The sequence below is a fragment of the Mesorhizobium sp. M0802 genome, from assembly GCF_040320115.1.
Lineage (GTDB): Bacteria > Pseudomonadota > Alphaproteobacteria > Rhizobiales > Rhizobiaceae > Mesorhizobium.
In genome coordinates, this window is record NZ_JAMYOY010000022.1 from 81,718 (window position 1) to 99,029 (window position 17,312).

At 63.4% G+C, this 17,312-nt stretch carries 21 protein-coding genes; 10 read left to right on the top strand and 11 right to left on the bottom strand.

Annotated elements, in window-relative coordinates; all coding sequences use genetic code 11:
* Positions 1-141 precede the first annotated feature (141 nt).
* Both hemJ and hemE read right to left on the bottom strand, forming a co-directional pair.
* The gene (hemJ, locus tag NKI10_RS25920) at positions 142-684 is read right to left on the bottom strand and encodes a protoporphyrinogen oxidase HemJ (protein WP_023685042.1); all 543 of its coding nucleotides are present in this window, start codon (positions 682-684) and stop codon (positions 142-144) included.
* Positions 684-1,715, bottom strand: coding sequence for a uroporphyrinogen decarboxylase (hemE, locus tag NKI10_RS25925; RefSeq protein WP_023685041.1), 1,032 nt, complete (start codon positions 1,713-1,715; stop codon positions 684-686). Before hemE ends, hemJ begins: the two co-directional genes overlap by 1 nt.
* Positions 1,716-1,998: 283 nt before the next feature.
* On the opposite strand from hemE, the gene NKI10_RS25930 reads away from it, so the two are divergent.
* The 5 genes from NKI10_RS25930 to dnaQ all read left to right on the top strand — a co-directional run bounded on the left by NKI10_RS25930 (position 1,999) and on the right by dnaQ (position 5,857).
* Positions 1,999-2,937, top strand: a complete 939-nt coding sequence (locus NKI10_RS25930; RefSeq protein WP_488505159.1) for a pyruvate, water dikinase regulatory protein — start codon at positions 1,999-2,001, stop codon at positions 2,935-2,937.
* Between the two features lie 58 nt (positions 2,938-2,995).
* Positions 2,996-3,595, top strand: coding sequence for a Maf-like protein (locus NKI10_RS25935; RefSeq protein WP_023685039.1), 600 nt, complete (start codon positions 2,996-2,998; stop codon positions 3,593-3,595).
* The gene (locus NKI10_RS25940) at positions 3,588-4,415 is read left to right on the top strand and encodes a shikimate dehydrogenase (protein ID WP_023827716.1); all 828 of its coding nucleotides are present in this window, start codon (positions 3,588-3,590) and stop codon (positions 4,413-4,415) included. Before NKI10_RS25935 ends, NKI10_RS25940 begins: the two co-directional genes overlap by 8 nt.
* A gap of 27 nt (positions 4,416-4,442) precedes the next feature.
* Entirely contained in the window at positions 4,443-5,027 is a 585-nt protein-coding gene (gene coaE / locus NKI10_RS25945) for a dephospho-CoA kinase (RefSeq protein WP_352862264.1), read from the top strand.
* A 125-nt stretch (positions 5,028-5,152) separates the two neighbouring features.
* The gene (dnaQ, locus tag NKI10_RS25950; protein WP_023672106.1) at positions 5,153-5,857 is read left to right on the top strand and encodes a DNA polymerase III subunit epsilon; all 705 of its coding nucleotides are present in this window, start codon (positions 5,153-5,155) and stop codon (positions 5,855-5,857) included.
* Positions 5,858-6,099: 242 nt separating this feature from the next.
* Here dnaQ and secB read toward each other — a convergent pair whose 3' ends face one another.
* Positions 6,100-6,600 carry a protein-export chaperone SecB gene (secB, locus tag NKI10_RS25955; RefSeq protein ID WP_023672105.1) on the bottom strand — a complete coding sequence of 167 codons (501 nt, stop codon included), beginning with the start codon at positions 6,598-6,600 and terminating at the stop codon, positions 6,100-6,102.
* A gap of 139 nt (positions 6,601-6,739) precedes the next feature.
* Positions 6,740-7,240 (bottom strand): FxsA family protein, encoded by a 501-nt coding sequence (locus tag NKI10_RS25960; RefSeq protein WP_023687591.1) that lies wholly within the window; start codon positions 7,238-7,240, stop codon positions 6,740-6,742.
* A gap of 195 nt (positions 7,241-7,435) precedes the next feature.
* Between NKI10_RS25960 and NKI10_RS25965 the strand changes: the two genes are divergently transcribed.
* From NKI10_RS25965 to NKI10_RS25980, 4 genes are all read left to right on the top strand, one after another.
* Positions 7,436-8,140, top strand: a complete 705-nt coding sequence (locus NKI10_RS25965; RefSeq protein WP_023672103.1) for a Tim44/TimA family putative adaptor protein — start codon at positions 7,436-7,438, stop codon at positions 8,138-8,140.
* Positions 8,141-8,219: 79 nt separating this feature from the next.
* Positions 8,220-9,320 carry a murein transglycosylase A gene (gene mltA, locus NKI10_RS25970; protein WP_352862265.1) on the top strand — a complete coding sequence of 367 codons (1,101 nt, stop codon included), beginning with the start codon at positions 8,220-8,222 and terminating at the stop codon, positions 9,318-9,320.
* Complete coding sequence (locus NKI10_RS25975) at positions 9,317-9,835, top strand: Smr/MutS family protein (RefSeq protein WP_023819319.1); 519 nt, start codon at positions 9,317-9,319, stop codon at positions 9,833-9,835. The genes mltA and NKI10_RS25975 overlap by 4 nt, the downstream gene beginning before the upstream one ends.
* Positions 9,835-10,203, top strand: a complete 369-nt coding sequence (locus NKI10_RS25980) for a helix-turn-helix domain-containing protein (protein ID WP_023672100.1) — start codon at positions 9,835-9,837, stop codon at positions 10,201-10,203. The genes NKI10_RS25975 and NKI10_RS25980 overlap by 1 nt, the downstream gene beginning before the upstream one ends.
* Before the next feature lie 95 nt (positions 10,204-10,298).
* On the opposite strand, the gene NKI10_RS25985 is transcribed toward NKI10_RS25980, so the two are convergent.
* From NKI10_RS25985 to NKI10_RS26000, 4 genes are all read right to left on the bottom strand, one after another.
* The gene (locus NKI10_RS25985) at positions 10,299-10,505 is read right to left on the bottom strand and encodes a hypothetical protein (protein ID WP_352862261.1); all 207 of its coding nucleotides are present in this window, start codon (positions 10,503-10,505) and stop codon (positions 10,299-10,301) included.
* A gap of 385 nt (positions 10,506-10,890) precedes the next feature.
* Entirely contained in the window at positions 10,891-11,508 is a 618-nt protein-coding gene (locus tag NKI10_RS25990) for a transglutaminase-like cysteine peptidase (protein WP_023672098.1), read from the bottom strand.
* A gap of 192 nt (positions 11,509-11,700) precedes the next feature.
* Positions 11,701-12,978: a polyhydroxyalkanoate depolymerase gene (locus tag NKI10_RS25995; RefSeq protein ID WP_023672097.1), complete on the bottom strand. Its 1,278-nt coding sequence runs from the start codon at positions 12,976-12,978 to the stop codon at positions 11,701-11,703.
* A gap of 253 nt (positions 12,979-13,231) precedes the next feature.
* Positions 13,232-13,591 carry a septal ring lytic transglycosylase RlpA family protein gene (locus tag NKI10_RS26000; protein ID WP_352862262.1) on the bottom strand — a complete coding sequence of 120 codons (360 nt, stop codon included), beginning with the start codon at positions 13,589-13,591 and terminating at the stop codon, positions 13,232-13,234.
* A gap of 310 nt (positions 13,592-13,901) precedes the next feature.
* Here NKI10_RS26000 and NKI10_RS26005 point away from each other — a divergent pair, with 310 nt between their 5' ends.
* A complete protein-coding gene (locus NKI10_RS26005) occupies positions 13,902-14,087 on the top strand; it encodes a hypothetical protein (RefSeq protein WP_023710328.1) in 186 nt (61 codons plus the stop codon).
* A gap of 322 nt (positions 14,088-14,409) precedes the next feature.
* Here the strand turns inward: NKI10_RS26005 and NKI10_RS26010 are convergent, their stop codons facing one another.
* From NKI10_RS26010 to ssuD, 3 genes are read right to left on the bottom strand one after another with little or no spacing between them, the layout of a single operon-like run.
* The gene (locus NKI10_RS26010) at positions 14,410-15,213 is read right to left on the bottom strand and encodes an ATP-binding cassette domain-containing protein (RefSeq protein WP_023742008.1); all 804 of its coding nucleotides are present in this window, start codon (positions 15,211-15,213) and stop codon (positions 14,410-14,412) included.
* A gap of 7 nt (positions 15,214-15,220) precedes the next feature.
* Complete coding sequence (locus NKI10_RS26015; RefSeq protein ID WP_023692926.1) at positions 15,221-15,997, bottom strand: ABC transporter permease subunit; 777 nt, start codon at positions 15,995-15,997, stop codon at positions 15,221-15,223.
* The gene (gene ssuD / locus NKI10_RS26020) at positions 15,994-17,163 is read right to left on the bottom strand and encodes an FMNH2-dependent alkanesulfonate monooxygenase (protein WP_023687583.1); all 1,170 of its coding nucleotides are present in this window, start codon (positions 17,161-17,163) and stop codon (positions 15,994-15,996) included. The genes NKI10_RS26015 and ssuD overlap by 4 nt, the downstream gene beginning before the upstream one ends.
* Positions 17,164-17,312: the final 149 nt, after the last annotated feature.

The following is a 17,312-nucleotide window of genomic DNA, read 5'->3' on the forward strand; positions in this document are numbered from 1 at the left end:
GGGGAAAATATATCGGCTGGATGCGATAAATGCCGGGCGCGGCCGAAAGCAATCAAGGGCGGCGCATGACGGGAAGGAAGACCCGTCTTTTATCGTCGGTCGGGGGAAAGAGCAAGCTGCGTTTTGTCGACCGAAATGGGCCTAGAACGGCTTGACGACAACCAGGATGACGATGGCGATCATCAGCAATGTGGGGATCTCGTTGACGATTCGCCAGTGCCGCGCCGGTTTTTCATTGCGGTCCTCGGCGAATTTCCTGACAGCACCGGCCAGATAGCCATGCACGCCCGACAGCAACAGCACCAAGCCTATCTTGGCGTGCAGCCAGCCGCCGTGAAAGCCAAACACTTTCCAGGCAAGCCAAAGCCCGAACACCCAGGTGACGATCATCGCCGGATTGATGATGCCGCGCAGCAGACGCCGCTCCATCACCTTGAAGGTCTCCGATTGGACGGACCCCTTCTCTGCGTCGGCGTGGTAGACCAGCAATCGCGGCAGATAGAGCATGCCGGCCATCCAGGAGATGACGGCCAGGATATGGATTGCCTTCGCCCAGGGATAGAAACCCTCAGGCGCAAAGAAAAACAAAAGTGCGGTGAGAACAACCAGCACTCCGATGCCGATGGTCATGCGCATCATCGCCCCACGAGTGCTGTTGCCGCGCGTATTATCCGATTGAGCCATCAGCGTGTCGCGCTCCGCACCTGCTTCACCATCGCCTCGACATGTGCCACCGGCGTCTCCGGCGTGATGCCATGGCCGAGATTGAAGATCAGCGGTCCGTCGCCCAGCGCCTTGAGGATCGCATCGACGCCGTCCGACAGGGCTTTGCCGCCGGCCACGAGCCGCAAGGGATCGAGGTTGCCCTGGACCGCACCCGAGCGCTGCAGTTCGTTCGCCGCCGCCAGGGGTACGGTCCAGTCGATCCCCAGCCCCGTGACACCGGTCTTCTCACGATAGGTCTCGTAGCGGGCGCCGGCGCCCTTGGGAAAGCCTATGATCGGAACATCGGGATGAACCGCACGAACCTGCCTGACGATCTCCGCCACCGGCTGCACGCAGAACTGATCGAAAGACGCATCATCAAGCACGCCGGACCACGAATCGAAAATCTGCACCACGTCGGCACCGGCTTCGATCTGGCGGATCAAATAGGCCGCGGAGTGGTCGGCGAGCACTTTCAGGAGATGCTTGAAGGCCGTCGGTTCGCGATAGGCAAACAGCCGCGCCGGCGCTTGGTCGGGTGTGCCGTGGCCAGCGATCATGTAGGTCGCCACCGTCCACGGCGCGCCGCAGAAGCCGATCAGCGTGGTCTCGTCAGGCAATCTTGCACGCAGCCGGCGAACCGTCTCGTAGACGGGTTCGAGATTCACGTGAAACGTTTCGCCGTTGAGAGCCGAAATCTGAGCTGCAGTGATTGGCGTCAGCAGCGGCCCGCGGCCCTCCTCGAAGCGGACATCGCGCCCAAGCGCATGCGGCACGACCAGAATGTCCGAGAACAGGATCGAGGCATCGAAGCCGAAGCGCTCGATCGGCTGCAGCGTCACCTCGACGGCCAGATCAGGATTGTAGCAAAGATCGAGAAAGGACCCGGCGCGCTTTCTGGTCTCGCGGTACTCCGGCAAATAGCGCCCGGCCTGGCGCATCATCCAGAGCGGCGGCGGAAACACTGCCTCGCCTCTCAGCACGTCCAGCACGATGCGGTTCTCGGGCATTGAGCGCTCTCTTCCCTGCCTTCTCTATAATTAAATAGTCTATTTCTAGAATTTTCTGATTCTAAGAGTCTGTTGGTATCGGTGGTTGTCACCTGTCCCGCTTTGCCCTGGAAAAGGCCAGCCAGCATTTTGTCGCGTGTTTCTTCCGCGGGATTGTCAAAGAGTGTGGATGACCAGGATTCCATCACTGGAGTCAATGGTTTGACGTAGCCGCTGAAAAACCGCCTCTGTGGATGAAGCGCTGGCAAAAACGCCCGTCCCCAGATTTGTCCCCAACCGCACAGTGAAGCTGACAGCGCATCGAATTGTGGACAACTGGCCTTCTGATACAGTCGCCTCCAGCCGGTCGCCTTTGCGGCCCCGGTTTATCCACACAAGCCCACAGCCTGAGGCGCCCCCTGTGAACAAACCCCAGAGCTTCTTTCACCTGCACCTGATTTCCGACGCCACCGGCGAGACGCTGCTGGCGGCCGGCCGAGCCGCCTCGGCGCAATACAAGGATGCGCGCGCCATCGAGCATATCTATCCGCTCATCCGCACCGAAAAGCAGGTGGCGAAAGTCTTCGAGGACATAGAAGAGGAACCGGGCATCATCCTCTACACCGTCGTCGACCAGAAGCTGGCGCGCGGTATTGACGAGCGCTGCGCCGCCATGGGGCTGCCCTGCGTTTCGGTGCTGGAGCCGGTCCTCACCGTGTTCCAGTCCTATCTCGGCACGCCGGCCGGCCGCCGCGTCGGCGCCCAGCATGTGCTCGATGCCGATTATTTCCACCGTATCGACGCACTCAATTTTACGATGGAGCATGATGACGGGCAGCTGCCGCTCAACATGGACGACGCCGATGTCGTGCTGATCGGCATTTCCAGGACATCGAAGACGCCGACCAGCATCTATCTCGCCAACCGCGGCATCAAGACCGCCAACATCCCGATCGTGCTCGGCGTGCCGGTGCCCGAAAGCCTGGCCGCTGCTACCAAGCCGCTGATCGTCGGGCTGATCGCCACCGCCGAACGCATCTCGCATGTCCGGCAGAACCGCGTGCTCGGCAACAGCAGCACCTACGAAGCGACCGATTATGTCGACCGTGCCTCGATCGCCGAAGAGCTCGCCTATGCCCGCCAGATCTGCACCCGCCACAATTGGCCGATGATAGACGTCAGCCGCCGTTCGATCGAAGAGACCGCGGCAGCCATTGTTGCCCTGCGGGGGAAGAATAGATGATGGGATGGCAACGCGACCTCCTGCCCCAATCAACCACTATCGACCAGGCCCAGAACCCATGACCGAAAAAATCATCCTCGCCTCCGGCAGCCCGTTCCGCAAAGCAATGCTCATCAATGCCGGGCTCGGCATCGAAGCGGTGCCTGCCGATGTCGACGAGCGTGCGCTCGAGGCGCCGTTGCAGGACAGCGGTGTGTCGCCGGAAGATGTCGCCCTGATACTCGCCGAAGCCAAGGCGACCGAGGTCAGCGAACGCAGACCGGGCGCCCTGGTGCTCGGCTGCGACCAGACTTTGTCACTGGGAGATGAAGTGTTCCACAAGCCGGCCGACATGGAAGGCGCCCGCCGCCATCTGCTGGCGCTGTCGGGCAAGACGCATCAGCTGAACAGCGCCGCCGTGCTCTGCCGCAACGGCAAGGTGCTGTGGCGTCACGTCGGCATCGCCAGCCTTACCATGCGCAAGCTCGATCCGGCCTTCGTCGGCCGGCACCTGGCCCGCGTCGGCGCCAAGGCGTTGTCGAGCGTCGGCGCCTACCAGATCGAGGGCGAAGGCATCCAGCTGTTCGAAAAGATCGAAGGCGATTATTTCACCATTGTCGGCCTGCCGCTGTTACCGGTGCTGGCGGAATTGCGTGCGCTCGGAGCCATCGATGGTTGAGAAAAAAGCTTTCGTCACCGGCCATCCGATCGCGCATTCGCGCTCGCCGAAGATCCACGGCTATTGGCTGAACACATACGGCATCGACGGCAGCTATCATGCGATCGATGTCGCGCCGGCCGATTTTCCCGAGTTCCTCTCTTCCCTCCAGGCCAATGGCTATCAGGGCGGCAACGTCACCATTCCACACAAGGAAGTCGCCTTCGCCCGGGTCGAGCGCCGCGACGAGGCGGCGGAGATGATCGGCGCGGTCAACATGCTGTGGCTGGACGACGGCGTGCTGTGGGGCGGCAATTCGGACTGGATCGGCTTTGCCGGCAATCTCGACGAGCATGCCCGGGGCTGGGAGAGAAACGCTCCGGCCGTGGTGCTCGGCGCCGGTGGCGCGTCGCGCGCGGTCATCCACGCGCTTAAATCGCGCGGCATCAAAGATATCCGCATCGTCAACCGCACATTGGCGCGGGCGCAGGAACTCGCCGACCGCTTCGGGGCCGGCGTCTCGGCGCATGGCGCGGTCGGCGACTTGCTTGGCGATGCCGGCTTGCTGATCAACACGACGGCACTTGGCATGCATGGCGATGCGACGCTGGCCGCCGATCCGGCCGGCCTGCCAGCTCACGCCATTGTCGCAGACATCGTCTATGTGCCGCTGGAAACACCGCTGCTTGCCGCTGCCCGCGCGAGAAACTTGAAGACGGTCGACGGGCTCGGCATGCTGTTGCACCAGGCTGTGCCCGGTTTCGAACGCTGGTTCGGCAAGATGCCGCAGGTCACGCCTGAGTTGCGACAGATGATCGTCGCCGACATCCTCGCCAAATGATGGGTCGCAAATGATGGGCGCCAAATGATGACCGTGCTCGGCCTCACCGGATCGATCGGCATGGGCAAGTCGACGACGGCGAAAATGTTCGTCGACGCCGGCGTGCCGGTGCATGACTCCGACGAGACCGTGCATCGCCTCTATGCCGGCAAGGCAGCACCTCTCGTCGAGGCGGCCTTTCCCGGCACCGTGATTGCCGGTTCGGTCGACCGCACCGAGTTGGCGCGCCGCGTGCTCGGCAACGCTGCTGCGCTGAAGACATTGGAGGCGATCGTCCATCCGCTGGTGCGGGCCGATGCCGATGCCTTTCTGGCAAGGCACCGCGCCGCCGCCGCGCCGCTCGTCGTGCTCGACATTCCGCTGCTGTTCGAAACCGGCGGCCGCAACCGTGTCGACAAGGTCGTCGTCGTCACCGCGCCGGCCAATATCCAGCGCGCCCGCGTGCTGGCGCGTCCTGATATGAGCGAGGAAAAGCTGGCGGCCATCCTGGCCAAGCAGGTGCCCGATGCCGAAAAACGCCGGCAGGCCGATTTCGTCATCGACACCGGTGAAGGCATGGACGCCGCCCGCAGCGCGGTCGGCGCGATCATTGCCGAGCTCTCAGGGCGCTGAGCTCGCCTGCTAACTCCTGGGGGATAAGTCGCGCCCATAAGGCTCCTGACGGCAGGCTGTCGGCATTGCCCATTGCCATTTTGTTGCGCTCCATGATTCTACTCCTCCAGGAGTGAGTTGATTCTATGCGTGAGATCATTTTCGATACCGAAACCACCGGACTCGACATGCGCGACGACCGCATCATCGAGCTTGGCGGCGTCGAGCTGGTCAACCGCTTCCCGACCGGCCGCACCTTCCACAAATTCATCAATCCGCAGGGGCGCGCCGTCCATGTCGAGGCGCAAGCCGTGCACGGCATCAGCGCCGCCGACCTCGTCGGCAAGCCGACCTTTGCCGAAATCGCCGAGGAATGGCTCGCCTTCACCGACGGCGCCAAGCTCGTCGCCCACAACGCCAATTTCGACATCGGCTTCCTCAACACGGAATTCGGGCGGCTCGGCCAGCCGGCCATAGACACCGGGCGCGTCGTCGACACGCTGGCGCTGGCGCGGCGCAAGCATCCGATGGGCCCCAATTCGCTCGACGCGCTCTGCCGCCGCTACGGCATCGACAACGGCCACCGCACCAAGCACGGCGCGCTGCTCGATTCCGAGCTCCTGGCCGAGGTCTACATCGAACTCATCGGCGGCAAGCAGGCCGCACTTGTCCTCGACGCGGTCGTGGTGCAGCTCAACAGCAATGGCGACGTTGCCGACATCGACATCTCGATCGCCGCCAGGCCAATCGCCCTGCCGCCGCGCCTGACTGAGGGCGAGCGAGCGGCGCATGCGGGGCTGGTGGCGACGCTGGGTGAAAAGGCGCTGTGGCTGAAGGTGGCGGCGGGGTGAACGGATCGCGGAGGTAGCGTTCCGTCACACCCCTCTCTGGCCTGCCGGCCATCTCCCCCTCAAGGGGGGAGATCAGCAGCTTCGCCGCTCCAGCCCATTCCTGCAACGTCTAAAGTTGGCGATGGTCGCGATGAGGGGGAGATGCCTGGCAAGGCAGAGGGGGTGCTGTCCCGCCAGCATCTCAGTATACAAAAAGCCCGGCACGAAGCCGGGCTTTCAACTCATGCGCGTGACGCTTGCCTTCAGCTCACCTTGACCTTCGATGCCGCCTGGTCCTCGGCCAGCTTCTGCTGGAACATCTGGGCAAAATCGATCGGGTCGAGCATCAACGGCGGGAAGCCGCCATTGCGGGTGGCTTCGGCGATGATCTGGCGGGCGAACGGGAACAAAAGCCGCGGGCATTCGATGAACAGGATCGGCAGCATGTGCTCCTGCGGGAAGCCGGCGATGGCGAAGACGCCGCCATAGACCAGTTCGACATTGAACAGCACTTCCTGGTCGAAGGACGCCTTGGCGTTCAAGGTCAGATTGACGTCGAACTGCTTGTCGGAGAGCGGGTTGGCATTGACATTGACGTTGATCGCAATGCCTGGGGCCTTGTCGCGGCCGCGCAGCGAGTTCGGCGCGCCGGGGCTTTCGAAGGACAGGTCCTTCACATACTGGGCAAGCACGTTGAGCGAGGGCTGCGCCGTTTCGCCGTTGCCGTTGGCGGCGCCGACCGGCGCGTCATCTTTGCTGGCCATGAGCCTTGTTCCTTTTGCCTGGACAGCAGCGCTGACCGAATTGAAATCGGGCGTTGGCTAGCATGGTCGGCAAGACAAGACAAGGTTTGCCGCCTTCAGGCCGAAAGGGGTCAATAGTCAGTCGTTGGCAAGGTGACGTTCAGTCGTCCTTCAGGCGGCGCCACGGCGAGTTATGGTCGGGACCGCGCTTGAAATCGTCCTCGCGCGAATAGTCGCGGTCGTCGAGGTCGATGACCTTGTCACGCGACCTGCCGCGAAAACCGCCGGCGGTGAAATCGGTCGCGACGACGATGCGGCCCTTGAGCCTGCGCCAGGCAAGGTCGCGCACCGGCGGCAGGAACAGCAGCAGGCCGACAATATCGGTGATGAAGCCGGGGATGATCAACAGGATCGCGGCGACCACGATCATGGCGCCATGCGCGAGCTGGCGGCTGGGGTCGCCGCCGCCGGCCATCTCGGCGCGGACCCGCGCCATGACGCCAAAACCCTGGTGCCGGAGCAGAAGCACGCCGGCAATGCTTGAAGCCAGCACCAGACCGACCGTCGCCAGCGCCCCGACCTCGCGGCCGACAATGACGAAACCGGCGATTTCCAGCAGCGGCAGCGCAAGCAGGAACAGAGGAAGGAAGGAAATGCGCAAGTCTTGACCGATCGTTTCCATGTTTGCCGGGCGGCGCATAATCGCCGCTGGCACTGAGGCCGTTAGATAGGTATGCCTGCCTTTGATTTGAATGATTGCGCCATGCGTTCTATATGCTTTGCATGTTTAACGCCATGCGACCGCCGCCCGATTGGCTGGCGGTCCCGGCCAGGTCAGGGATGATTGGCGAAAGATATGGGATTCTTCGACTTCGGCACCATTTTCTTTCTGATTGCGGCGGTGGTGATCTTTTTCCAGCTGCGCAACGTGCTTGGCCGCCGCACGGGCAGCGAGCGCCCGCCCTTCGATCCGTACACGGCCAGCCGCACCGAGAAGGACGCGACCCAGAAGCCCGAAAATGTGGTTTCGCTGCCACGCAAGCGCATGCCGGGCGAGACGGCTGCCGAGACCTATGCGGCCATCGATGCCTTCGCCAAGCCCGACACCGACCTCAACAAGGGCCTGCGCGCGATCAAGGACAATGATCCCTCCTTCGACCCCAAAGTCTTCGTCGACGGCGCCAAGATGGCTTATGAGATGATCGTCATGGCCTATGCCGATGGCGACCGAAAAACGCTGAAGAACCTGTTGTCGCGCGAGGTTTTTGACGGCTTCGTTGCCGCGATTGGCGACCGCGAGGCGAAAGCCGAAAAGATCCAGTCCTCCTTCGTCGGCATCGACAAGGCCGACATCGTCTCGGCCGAGATGAAGGGCGGCGAGGCCCACATCACGCTGCGCATCGTGAGCGAACTGATTTCGGCGACCCGCGACAAGGCGGGTGCCGTCATCGACGGCGATCCCGAGACGGTGGCCGAGGTCAAGGATGTCTGGACCTTCGCCCGCGACACACGCTCGCGCGATCCGAACTGGAAGCTGGTCGCCACCGAGGAAGAAGACTGAGCCTATGCATGTCGCCCGGTGCGGGCAGCTTTTTTGGGATAGCGACATGCAGGCAAACATCGGCAGTGGCGAGGCTGAGGTGTCGCTCTCGCCGCTTTTCGTGGAAAAGTCCTTCGATGATCTTCCCGGTTGGAATTTCGATGACCATCTGCCCGCTTTCGAAGCCTTCCGCCGTTCGGCCTTTCATGTCCTGAACAAGCCCTACCGCACCGGTTCGTTGGGCGTCCGGTTCGACGCGTTTGCCGGCGCTTATGACGAGGCGCGCACCGTTTCGCCGGCGAATCGGTCGGCGGCCAAGGGTTTTTTCGAGCGCCATTTCGCCCCAGTCCAGATTCGATTCGAAAACCCCGGCCTGGTCACCGGCTTCTACGAGCCCGAGGCCGAGGCCTCACCAGTGCGCACGGATGAATTCACGGTGCCGCTGCTGGCGCGGCCTTCCGATCTCGTCGACATCGATGATGCCAACCGTCCTCGAGGGATGGACGACTATCTCGCCTTCGCCCGCGATGCGCCGCAGGGCCTGGTGGAGTATTTCGACCGCAGTGAGATCGAGAGAGGCGCGCTGGCCGGCCAAGGCCTGGAAATCGCCTGGCTTGCCGACAAGGTCGACGTCTTCTTCATCCATGTGCAAGGTGCGGCCAGGCTGAAGATGACCGACGGCCGGCTTTGCCGCGTCTCCTACGCCGCCAAATCCGGCCAACGTTTCAGCGGTCCGGGGAAGATTCTCGCCGAACTCGGCGAAATCCCACTGGAAAAAGTGACGATGCAGTCTATCCGCGCCTGGTTCAGGGCGCATCCGGATCGCGTCGACGAGATCCTCTGGCAGAACCGCTCCTACATCTTCTTTCGCGAAGCCGATGTCGACGATGCCGCATCCGGTCCAATCGCCGCCGCCAAGGTGCCGTTGACGCCGGGCCGTTCGCTCGCGGTCGACCGGCTGCTGCACACATTCGGTACCCCCTTCTACATCGACGCTCCGTCGCTGACCGCCTTCGACGGAAAACCGTTCCGGCGGCTGATGATTGCGCAGGACACCGGCTCGGCCATCATCGGACCGGCGCGGGGCGATCTGTTCGCCGGCTCCGGCGATGCGGCCGGCGAGATCGCCGGCGTCGTTCGCAATGCGGCCGATTTCTATGCCTTGGTTCCACGCGCTCTCGTTTCGGAATCGAATCGATGAGCAAGCGCCCCGATAAACTCAACGAAGACGATCGGGTGCTGTGGAACCTGGTGGCGCGTACCGCCCGACCGCTGAAGGGCCGGACCGCGGTCGAGATTCCCGACATCGTCGTAGACCCTAAGCCGGCACAGACGCCGGTCGCTGTCGGTCCGGTCCTCGCCGCCAAGCCGAAGGCGCAGCATGTATCCCACGCGCTGGACGAGCCGACATTGGACAAGCTGAAGAAGGGCCGGCTGCCGATCGAAGGCCGCGTCGATCTGCATGGCATGACCCAGGACGAGGCCTATTCGCTGCTGTTTTCGTTCCTGCACCGGGCCCATGCCGGCGGGGTCCGCTATGTCCTCGTCATTACGGGAAAAGGGTCGTCGTCGGGCGGCGACGGCGTCTTGCGGCGCGCCGTGCCTGCCTGGCTGTCGACGCCTGCCTTCCGGCCGCTGGTCTCCAGCCACGATCACGCCGCCCGCAACCACGGCGGTTCGGGCGCGCTCTACGTTCGACTCAGGCGAACCCGCTGATGACGCCGTTCGGCGAAAAACTGCGGGCGCTTCGAGCCGAGCGCGGCTTGCGCCAGAAGGACATGGCGCAGGCGATCGGAGTCAGCGCCGCCTATCTGTCGGCGCTGGAACATGGCCGCCGCGGCGCGCCGACCTGGACGCTGATCCAGAAGATCATCGGCTATTTCAACGTCATCTGGGACGATGCCGAAGAGCTGGCGCGTCTGGCCGAGGCCTCACATCCGCGGGTGAGACTCGATACGTCCGGCCTCAGTCCTGCCGCCACCGAGTTGGCCAATCTCCTGGCCGAAAACATCGAGAAGCTGGACGAAGCCGAGCTTGCCCGCATCACCGGCTCGATCCGGGCGGCACTGGAGCGGCGTAAGTAGGGCGGCGCCAAGGCCACGAATGCTCATCAATAGCGCCGGCATTTCATCCTGAAGGCGATGCCCGCCGGCCGTTAGCCAGCGGGCATATGGCGAGATTACTTCGCGCCGGCCTGGCCGCCACGGCCGCCAGTGCTGTCATGATCGCCGCCGCGACCGCCACCCAGGCAGTCCGAGGTGAGATCGCAACAGCGATTGCCCCACTGGTTGTTCTTGGCGCAGCCGGTCTGGTCGGCCATAGCGGATCCGGCCAGGGACGATACCGCGATGGCGGCGAGGAAAGCACTACGCAGGAAAGCAGTCATTTGAAGTCTCCATGGTTGGGTTTCTGTTTACGGCTGTGTGTCGCCGCTGGAGACGGTTTGGTTCACGCAGGTAGCGAAATTTTTTGAGGAGGCGTTTCGAGAGATAAGATTTCGAGGGCAGCGCTGCCCTCATCCGCCTGCCGGCACCTTCTCCCCGTAGTGACGGGGAGAAGGGAGATAGCCGCTGCGCCGGCACCTATTCCGCAGCGTTGACCATTGTCGAAATCACCGATGGCAGCATCTTTCTCCCCGTCACTATACGGGGAGAAATGCCCGGCAGGGCAATGAGGGGCAGCGCCGACTTGCGGTTATCTCGTGAAAGTTATTAGCCGCGGGCTTCCGACGAAGCTGTTCGCAGCGACGCGCTCACATGCATCGTCCTTATTTACTGAACCGCGCCGACCAGTACCTGCTGGCCGCCGCGGATCGAGACCCAGCGGCCGGTGTTGTCGATGGCCTGCCGCTTGAGGAAGCGATAGCCGGTGGCGTCCCAGATCTTCACCTTGTCGGTCAGATTGTCGAGGACGTAGTCGCCCTTGTCGGTGCGCACGGTCAGCACGGCATGGCCTTCGCCGTCCGGCTTGCGCACGACGGTGATCAAGAGATCGGCCAGCGACACGCCAGAGCGCGAGAGCTGGCGGCGCTTTTCCAGCACATAGTCTTCGCAATCGCCGACGCCCTTGTCGGGATAGGCCCAGACCTCGTCCTTGCCATAGATGTCGTAGTCGCTCATCGGCTTGACGGCGGCGTTGACCCTTGACGTCACGTTGATCAGCTTGCGCATGAAGGCGTCGGTCATCGCGGCGGGGTTGAGGTTGCTCGGCCGGATCGAGCATTCGCCGGGCTGGGTTTTACAGAAATCATAGTGGCCGATCGGCTGCGAGGTCATGCCGCCCGTCGCCATGGCGCCGCCTGCAAGTGCCGGCACTGCCCAGCACGCAGAGATCGCCAGCCCTGCTGCCGCCCACAAGCGCAGCGTCCGTGCCATCGGTGAGGAAGTCATTGTCCCCGTTCGCCCTTGTTCTTAACGAAAGGTTAAAGGGGATTTACACTCCGTGTCAATTATAAGGGGAGCCAGATTCTTCGGCATGGTTACCCGCGCCCGCCCAACAGCGTCTATTGTGCAACAGAACGCCGGTGGCGCGCAAAATCGCCCCGCTTTTGTGGGCAATGCACGCTGCAGCCGGATCGAGCCTCAGCTTTTGGCGGAGCGGACCAGCCTTGGTTTCACCGCAACCCGGTTCTGGCGGCCGTAGCTGGTGATGAAATCGACGATGCGCGGCACGATTTCCGAGCGGAATCGCGACCCGTTGAAGACGCCGTAGTGGCCGACGGCCGGCTGCATGTAATGCGCATGCCGGTCAGCCGGGATGTTGGGGCAGAGATCGTGGGCGGCCTGGGTCTGGCCGAGACCGGAAATGTCGTCGTTCTCGCCTTCGACCGTGAACAGCGCGACATTGCGGATCGCCTTGGTGTCGACCACCTCGCCGCGATGCGTCATCTCGCCCTTGGGCAGCGCATGGCGCACGAACACCGTGTCGACGGTCTGCAGATAGAATTCCGCCGTCAGGTCCATCACCGCCAGATATTCGTCGTAGAAATCGCGGTGCTTCTCGGCATTGTCGCCGTCATGCTTGACCAGATGCATGAAGAAGTCCTTGTGGGCGGTGATGTGGCGGTCGAGGTTCATGCTCATGAAGCCCGACAGCTGCAGGAACCCCGGATAGACCTCGCGGCCGAAGCCCGGCACCGGCCAGGGCGCGTGCATGATGACGTTGTCGCGGAACCAGTCGATGCCCTTTTCCTTGGCCAGCAGATTGACCGCGGTCGGATTGCGGCGGGTGTCGATCGGCCCGCCCATCAAGGTCATGGTCGAGGGCACGAAGGGATCGCCGCGCTTTTCCATCAGCGCCACCGCCGCCAGCACCGGCACCGAAGGCTGGCACACCGCCATCACATGGGTGTCCGGCCCCAGCGCATGCAGCATGTCGATGATGTAGTCGATATAATCGTCGAGGTCGAAATGGCCGTCGGTCACCGGCACCATGCGGGCATCGACCCAGTCGGTGATGTGCACGTCGGCATAGGGCAGCATCGCCTCGACCGTGCCGCGCAGCAGCGTCGCATAATGGCCCGACATCGGCGCCACAATGAGAAGCTTGGGGTCGGCCTTGCGCCCGGCGGGCACCGACCGCTCGAAGCGGGTGAGATTGCAGAACGGCCGCGACCACACGGTCTTTTCGCTGACCTCGACGCTCTTCCAGTCGACCACGGTCTTGCTCAGGCCGAAATGCGGCTTGCTGTAGCGGCGCGTCGTGCGCTCGAACAGTTCGGCGGTGGCAGCGACCGAGCGGCCCCACGGCGTATGCGAAAACGGATTGAGCGGGTTGGTGTAGAACAGCCGCACTGCATCGGCATAAAGCCGCGCGGGCTGCAGGGCGGCATGGTTCATTTCGTAGAGCTGGTAGAACATCAGGTACTCCGCAGCTGCCGTGACCGAAGGGACGACGGACAGCGCCGAGCCTTGAATGTCTCGCGCGGAGGTTAACAAGATATTGCTGCGATGCAATACGTCACGTGGCGTGACATATGCCAATCTTTCGTCCGAGGCCTTGAGAAACCGCGTTGGGCGGGTGCAGCCGGCTCAATGTGCACTGCAAAATGGAAGGCTGTTGGACAACGGGGGCAGGATGCGTCCGGCCCGATCGGGCCGGACTTGGACAGATCTAGACGCGCGCCATGCACACCGAGGTATGGCCCGAGCCGATGAAGCCGAGCTGGCCGGCGGCGCCCTTGGACAGGTCGAGCACGCGCCCCTTGATGAACGGGCCGCGGTCGTTGATGCGCACGATGACGCTGCGGCCATTATTCTGGTTGGTCACTTTCAACTTGGTGCCGAAAGGCAGGCTGCGGTGCGCGGCGGTCAGCGCCGACGGGTTCATGCGTTCGCCATTGGCGGTCCTGGAATGCAGTGCGTACCAGGAGGCGCGGCCGCACTGGCCGGCGGCGGAGGAGGCGGATGCACCGACCATCAGGCCAGCCGCGACCGTTAGCGCGACAAGCGCGGTCTGGTTTGTTTTCTTCATGTTGGGGGGATTGGCTCCGTTTTCGACAGACCCCAGCCGTTAAGTGTCGAATAAGGCAGGAAATGCGGCAAGCATCGGGCAGTTCCGTGGCACTGGCACACGTTTGGAGTCGCTGGGAAACAGTTTGTCAGGCATCTTTCGTGTGGCGCGGCCGTATCGCCAGCGATATTGCGAGCTGTTTCACAGATTCCGTGAGCAAGGCAGGACGTTATAGTACAAGTAGAAGAGAGCGCGATTGGGCGCCGTCCTTTCGCTCTGTCATCACTGTCATGGCGCAGTTGACGATCGACTTCGGAAAGGAATCTTGGCGATGAGACTGTTCAGATATCTGCTGGCGCTGATCGTGCTCGCCATTGGCGCGCTGTGGTCGCTGCAGGGCATTGGCGTGGTCGGCGGCAGTTTCATGACCGGCCAGTCGCAATGGCTCTATATCGGCATCGTGACCATGCTGGTCGGTTTCGCCGGGCTGGTATGGGCGAGCCGTTCGCGGGGGTGAGTTGCGACGAAAAATCGACCCACACAGATCGACCCCCACTCCGTCGAGCTTCGCTCGACACCTCTCCCCCGATCGACGGGGGAGAGGAAAGGCGCGAGCCTTGCAGGGGCGCGAACTCATGCGGCCTGGCTCCCTTCCTCTCCCTCCGGAGGGGGGAGAGGTGGCGCCGCGAAGCGGTGACGGAGTGGGGGAAGGCGCTGGTCAAACCCGCAGTCGCAAACAGGGCCAACCCGGCGAGCAAGAAAACAGCCACCCCATATTGCCGGTCCATTCTGTTACCTATCTATCCGGTTCGGATAGAATGCCCTGCCCGCGATAGGCTCTACCCGAACAGCTGATCCAGAATCCTGCCCTCCAGCCTGGCAAGCTCGACCGAACCGCGCCGGCGCGGCCGCGCCACCGACACGTCGAGATCGAGCGCGATGCGGCCCTCGTCGATCACCACCACCCGGTCGGCGAGCGCAACCGCCTCGGCGACGTCATGCGTGACCAGCACGGCGGTGAATTTTTGCTCCAGCCAGATGCGTTCCAGAAGCTGCTGCATTTCGATGCGGGTCAGCGCATCGAGTGCGCCGAGCGGCTCGTCGAGCGCCAGAATCTTTGGCTGTCCGATCAGTGCACGCGCCAGCGCCACGCGCTGCTTCTGGCCGCCCGACAGCACCGAGGGCCATTCGTCGGCGCGGTCGGCGAGGCCGACTTCACCCAGGATGGCGAGCGCGCGCCGCCTGGCTTCCGCACCGGTGGCAAGCCCGGTCAGCCCGACCTCGACGTTTTTCACCACGCTGGCCCAGGGCAACAGCCGCGGCTCCTGGAACATGAAGCGGCTCTCTTCCCCGGCGCCGGCCTTCGCCTCCGGCCCGAATGTAAGGGATCCAGCGGTTGGCCGATCGAGCCCGGCCAGCAGCCGCAACAGCGTACTCTTGCCGCAGCCGCTCTTGCCGATGACGGCCACAAACTGTCCGACGGGCACATCGAGATCGATGCCGTCGAGCACGACCTTGTCGCCGAAGCGCTTTTCCACGCCCTTGAAGGCAAAGGCGCGCTGCCTTTCGACGGCCTCCTCCGGCCGTGACGGTTCCGGCGCGGCGACGAAGGAACGGATGGCGGTCAGGCTGGCGGTTGGCATCGAACCCTCAGGCGTTCTGGAAGGCGGGATGCCAGCCGAGCGACAGCCGCTCGAGCAGGCGGGCGAAGCTGTCGGCAAGCTTGCCGAGCAGCGCATAGATCAGGATCGACAGCACGACGACATCGATCAGCAGGAATTCGCGTGCCTGCATGGCCATGTAGCCGAGGCCGGAACTGGCCGAGATGGTTTCGGCAACGATCAGCGTCAGCCACATGATGCCTAAGGCATAGCGCAGGCCGACGAAGATCGCCGGCAGCGCGCCGGGCAGGATCACCTGAAAAAACAACGCGCGGCGGTCCATGCCGTAGACCCTGCCCATCTCGACCAGCTGCGGGTCGACGCTCTGGATGCCGAGCAGCGTGTTGACGTAGATCGGGAAGAACACGCCGAGCGCCACCAGGAACAGTTTTGCTTCCTCGTCGATGCCGAACCACAGGATGACCAGCGGGATCAGCGCCAGATGCGGGATGTTGCGGATCATCTGCAGCGTCGTGTCGGTCAGGCCGCGGCTGAGCGCCGACAGCCCGTTGGCAAGGCCGAGTGCAAAGCCGATCGAGCCGCCGATGGCAAAGCCGGCCAGCGCGCGCAGCGTGCTGACGCCGATGTTCTGTATCAGCTCGCCCGATAGCGTCAGCCGCCAGAAGGCCTCGGCCACCGCGCTCGGCGCCGGCAGCACATTGGCCGGCATCACGCCGGCGCGGCTGGCGGCTTCCCAGCCAATTATGACCAACGCCGGCAGCAGCCAGCCGATGCCGTTCTGTTTGGCCCGTTGAGCCAGGCTCATGACGACGCCTGAAGGCGGTTGGCGCCGTGGAAGCCGACGGCGAATTCATTGGCGATGTTCTCATGCGCCCGTGCCCGCCTGGTGCCCAGGCCGAGACGCGGGAACAGAAGCTCGGCGACGCGGTAGGCTTCCTCGAGATGCGGGTAGCCAGAGCCGATGATGGTGTCGATGCCGATCGCCTGATATTCGCGGATGCGCTCGACGATCTGCTCCGGCGAGCCGACCAGCGCGGTGCCGGCGCCGCCGCGCACCAGGCCGACGCCGGCCCACAGATTGGGCGAAACCACCAGCCTGTCGCGGCGGCCGCCATGCAGTTCGGCCATGCGCCGTTGTCCCACAGAGTCCATCTCCTTGGTGAAGCGGGCCTGGGCATTTTCGATCTGGGCATCGGTGACGTGGCTGATCAGCCGGTCGGCGGCGCGCCAGGCCTCTTCCTCGGTCTCGCGCACGATGAAATGAAGCCTGATGCCGAAACGCAGTTTGCGGCCGCGCCGTTCAGCCTTTTTGCGCGCCGCGCTGAGTTTTTCCGCCACCTGCGCCGGCGGCTCGCCCCAGGTCAGGTACATATCGACGAGATCGGCGGCGAGCTCCTGGCCGGCATCGGACGAGCCGCCGAAATAGAGCGGCGGCCGCTCCTGTTGCGGCAGAAGGTCAAGGCGGCCATTGTCGACGCGGTAATATTTGCCGTTGAAGTTGACGCTCTCGCCCGACACCAGCGCGCGCCAGATGGTCAGGAACTCTTGCGCCTGCGCATAGCGCTCATCATGCGGCAGGAACACGCCATCGCCGGCAAGCTCGGTCGGGTTGCCGCCGACCACGACATTGAGCAGCAGGCGGCCATTGCTCAGCCGGTCGAGCGCCGCCGTCTGGCGCGCCGCGAAGGTGGGCAACGTCACGCCGGGCCGTAGCGCCACCAGGAATTTGAGCTTTTCCGTCAGCGCTGCAAGGCCGGAGGCGGTGATCCAGGAATCCTCGCAATTCTGCCCGGTCGGCAAAAGCACGCCGGGAAAGCCGAGCCGGTCGACGGCCTGTGCGATCTCCTTGAAGTAAGCGAACTCCGGCGGCCGCTGCTGCTGTTCGGAGCCGAGATAGGAGCCGTCGCCATGCGTCGGGATGAACCAGAAGAAATCGAGCGGGCCGGCTTGCGGGCTTGATGAAGCGGTCATGGCGAAATCCCTGAAGCTTGAAACGGCAAAGGCGCCCGGCGGTTTTACCCCCGCGCCACCCAATAAATTTAAAATTCCCCGTGGGGGGCACACCAGCGGTGTATTATAAAAAAATACGCGCCCCCCAGACGCGCATGAAAATGGGATTG

Excerpts from the sequence above, each read along its gene's own strand:
- NKI10_RS25995 (WP_023672097.1), bottom strand. The coding sequence starts at position 12,978 with ATGTTCTACCAGCTCTACGAAATGAACCATGCCGCCCTGCAGCCCGCG.
- NKI10_RS25980 (WP_023672100.1), top strand. The coding sequence starts at position 9,835 with ATGACGCCGTTCGGCGAAAAACTGCGGGCGCTTCGAGCCGAGCGCGGC.
- NKI10_RS25975 (WP_023819319.1), top strand. The coding sequence starts at position 9,317 with ATGAGCAAGCGCCCCGATAAACTCAACGAAGACGATCGGGTGCTGTGG.
- NKI10_RS25990 (WP_023672098.1), bottom strand. The coding sequence starts at position 11,508 with ATGACTTCCTCACCGATGGCACGGACGCTGCGCTTGTGGGCGGCAGCA.
- hemE (WP_023685041.1), bottom strand. The coding sequence starts at position 1,715 with ATGCCCGAGAACCGCATCGTGCTGGACGTGCTGAGAGGCGAGGCAGTG.
- NKI10_RS26010 (WP_023742008.1), bottom strand. The coding sequence starts at position 15,213 with ATGCCAACCGCCAGCCTGACCGCCATCCGTTCCTTCGTCGCCGCGCCG.
- NKI10_RS25940 (WP_023827716.1), top strand. The coding sequence starts at position 3,588 with ATGGTTGAGAAAAAAGCTTTCGTCACCGGCCATCCGATCGCGCATTCG.
- ssuD (WP_023687583.1), bottom strand. The coding sequence starts at position 17,163 with ATGACCGCTTCATCAAGCCCGCAAGCCGGCCCGCTCGATTTCTTCTGG.
- NKI10_RS26015 (WP_023692926.1), bottom strand. The coding sequence starts at position 15,997 with ATGAGCCTGGCTCAACGGGCCAAACAGAACGGCATCGGCTGGCTGCTG.
- NKI10_RS25985 (WP_352862261.1), bottom strand. The coding sequence starts at position 10,505 with ATGACTGCTTTCCTGCGTAGTGCTTTCCTCGCCGCCATCGCGGTATCG.
- coaE (WP_352862264.1), top strand. The coding sequence starts at position 4,443 with ATGACCGTGCTCGGCCTCACCGGATCGATCGGCATGGGCAAGTCGACG.
- NKI10_RS26005 (WP_023710328.1), top strand. The coding sequence starts at position 13,902 with ATGAGACTGTTCAGATATCTGCTGGCGCTGATCGTGCTCGCCATTGGC.
- dnaQ (WP_023672106.1), top strand. The coding sequence starts at position 5,153 with ATGCGTGAGATCATTTTCGATACCGAAACCACCGGACTCGACATGCGC.
- hemJ (WP_023685042.1), bottom strand. The coding sequence starts at position 684 with ATGGCTCAATCGGATAATACGCGCGGCAACAGCACTCGTGGGGCGATG.
- NKI10_RS26000 (WP_352862262.1), bottom strand. The coding sequence starts at position 13,591 with ATGAAGAAAACAAACCAGACCGCGCTTGTCGCGCTAACGGTCGCGGCT.
- secB (WP_023672105.1), bottom strand. The coding sequence starts at position 6,600 with ATGGCCAGCAAAGATGACGCGCCGGTCGGCGCCGCCAACGGCAACGGC.
- NKI10_RS25935 (WP_023685039.1), top strand. The coding sequence starts at position 2,996 with ATGACCGAAAAAATCATCCTCGCCTCCGGCAGCCCGTTCCGCAAAGCA.
- NKI10_RS25965 (WP_023672103.1), top strand. The coding sequence starts at position 7,436 with ATGGGATTCTTCGACTTCGGCACCATTTTCTTTCTGATTGCGGCGGTG.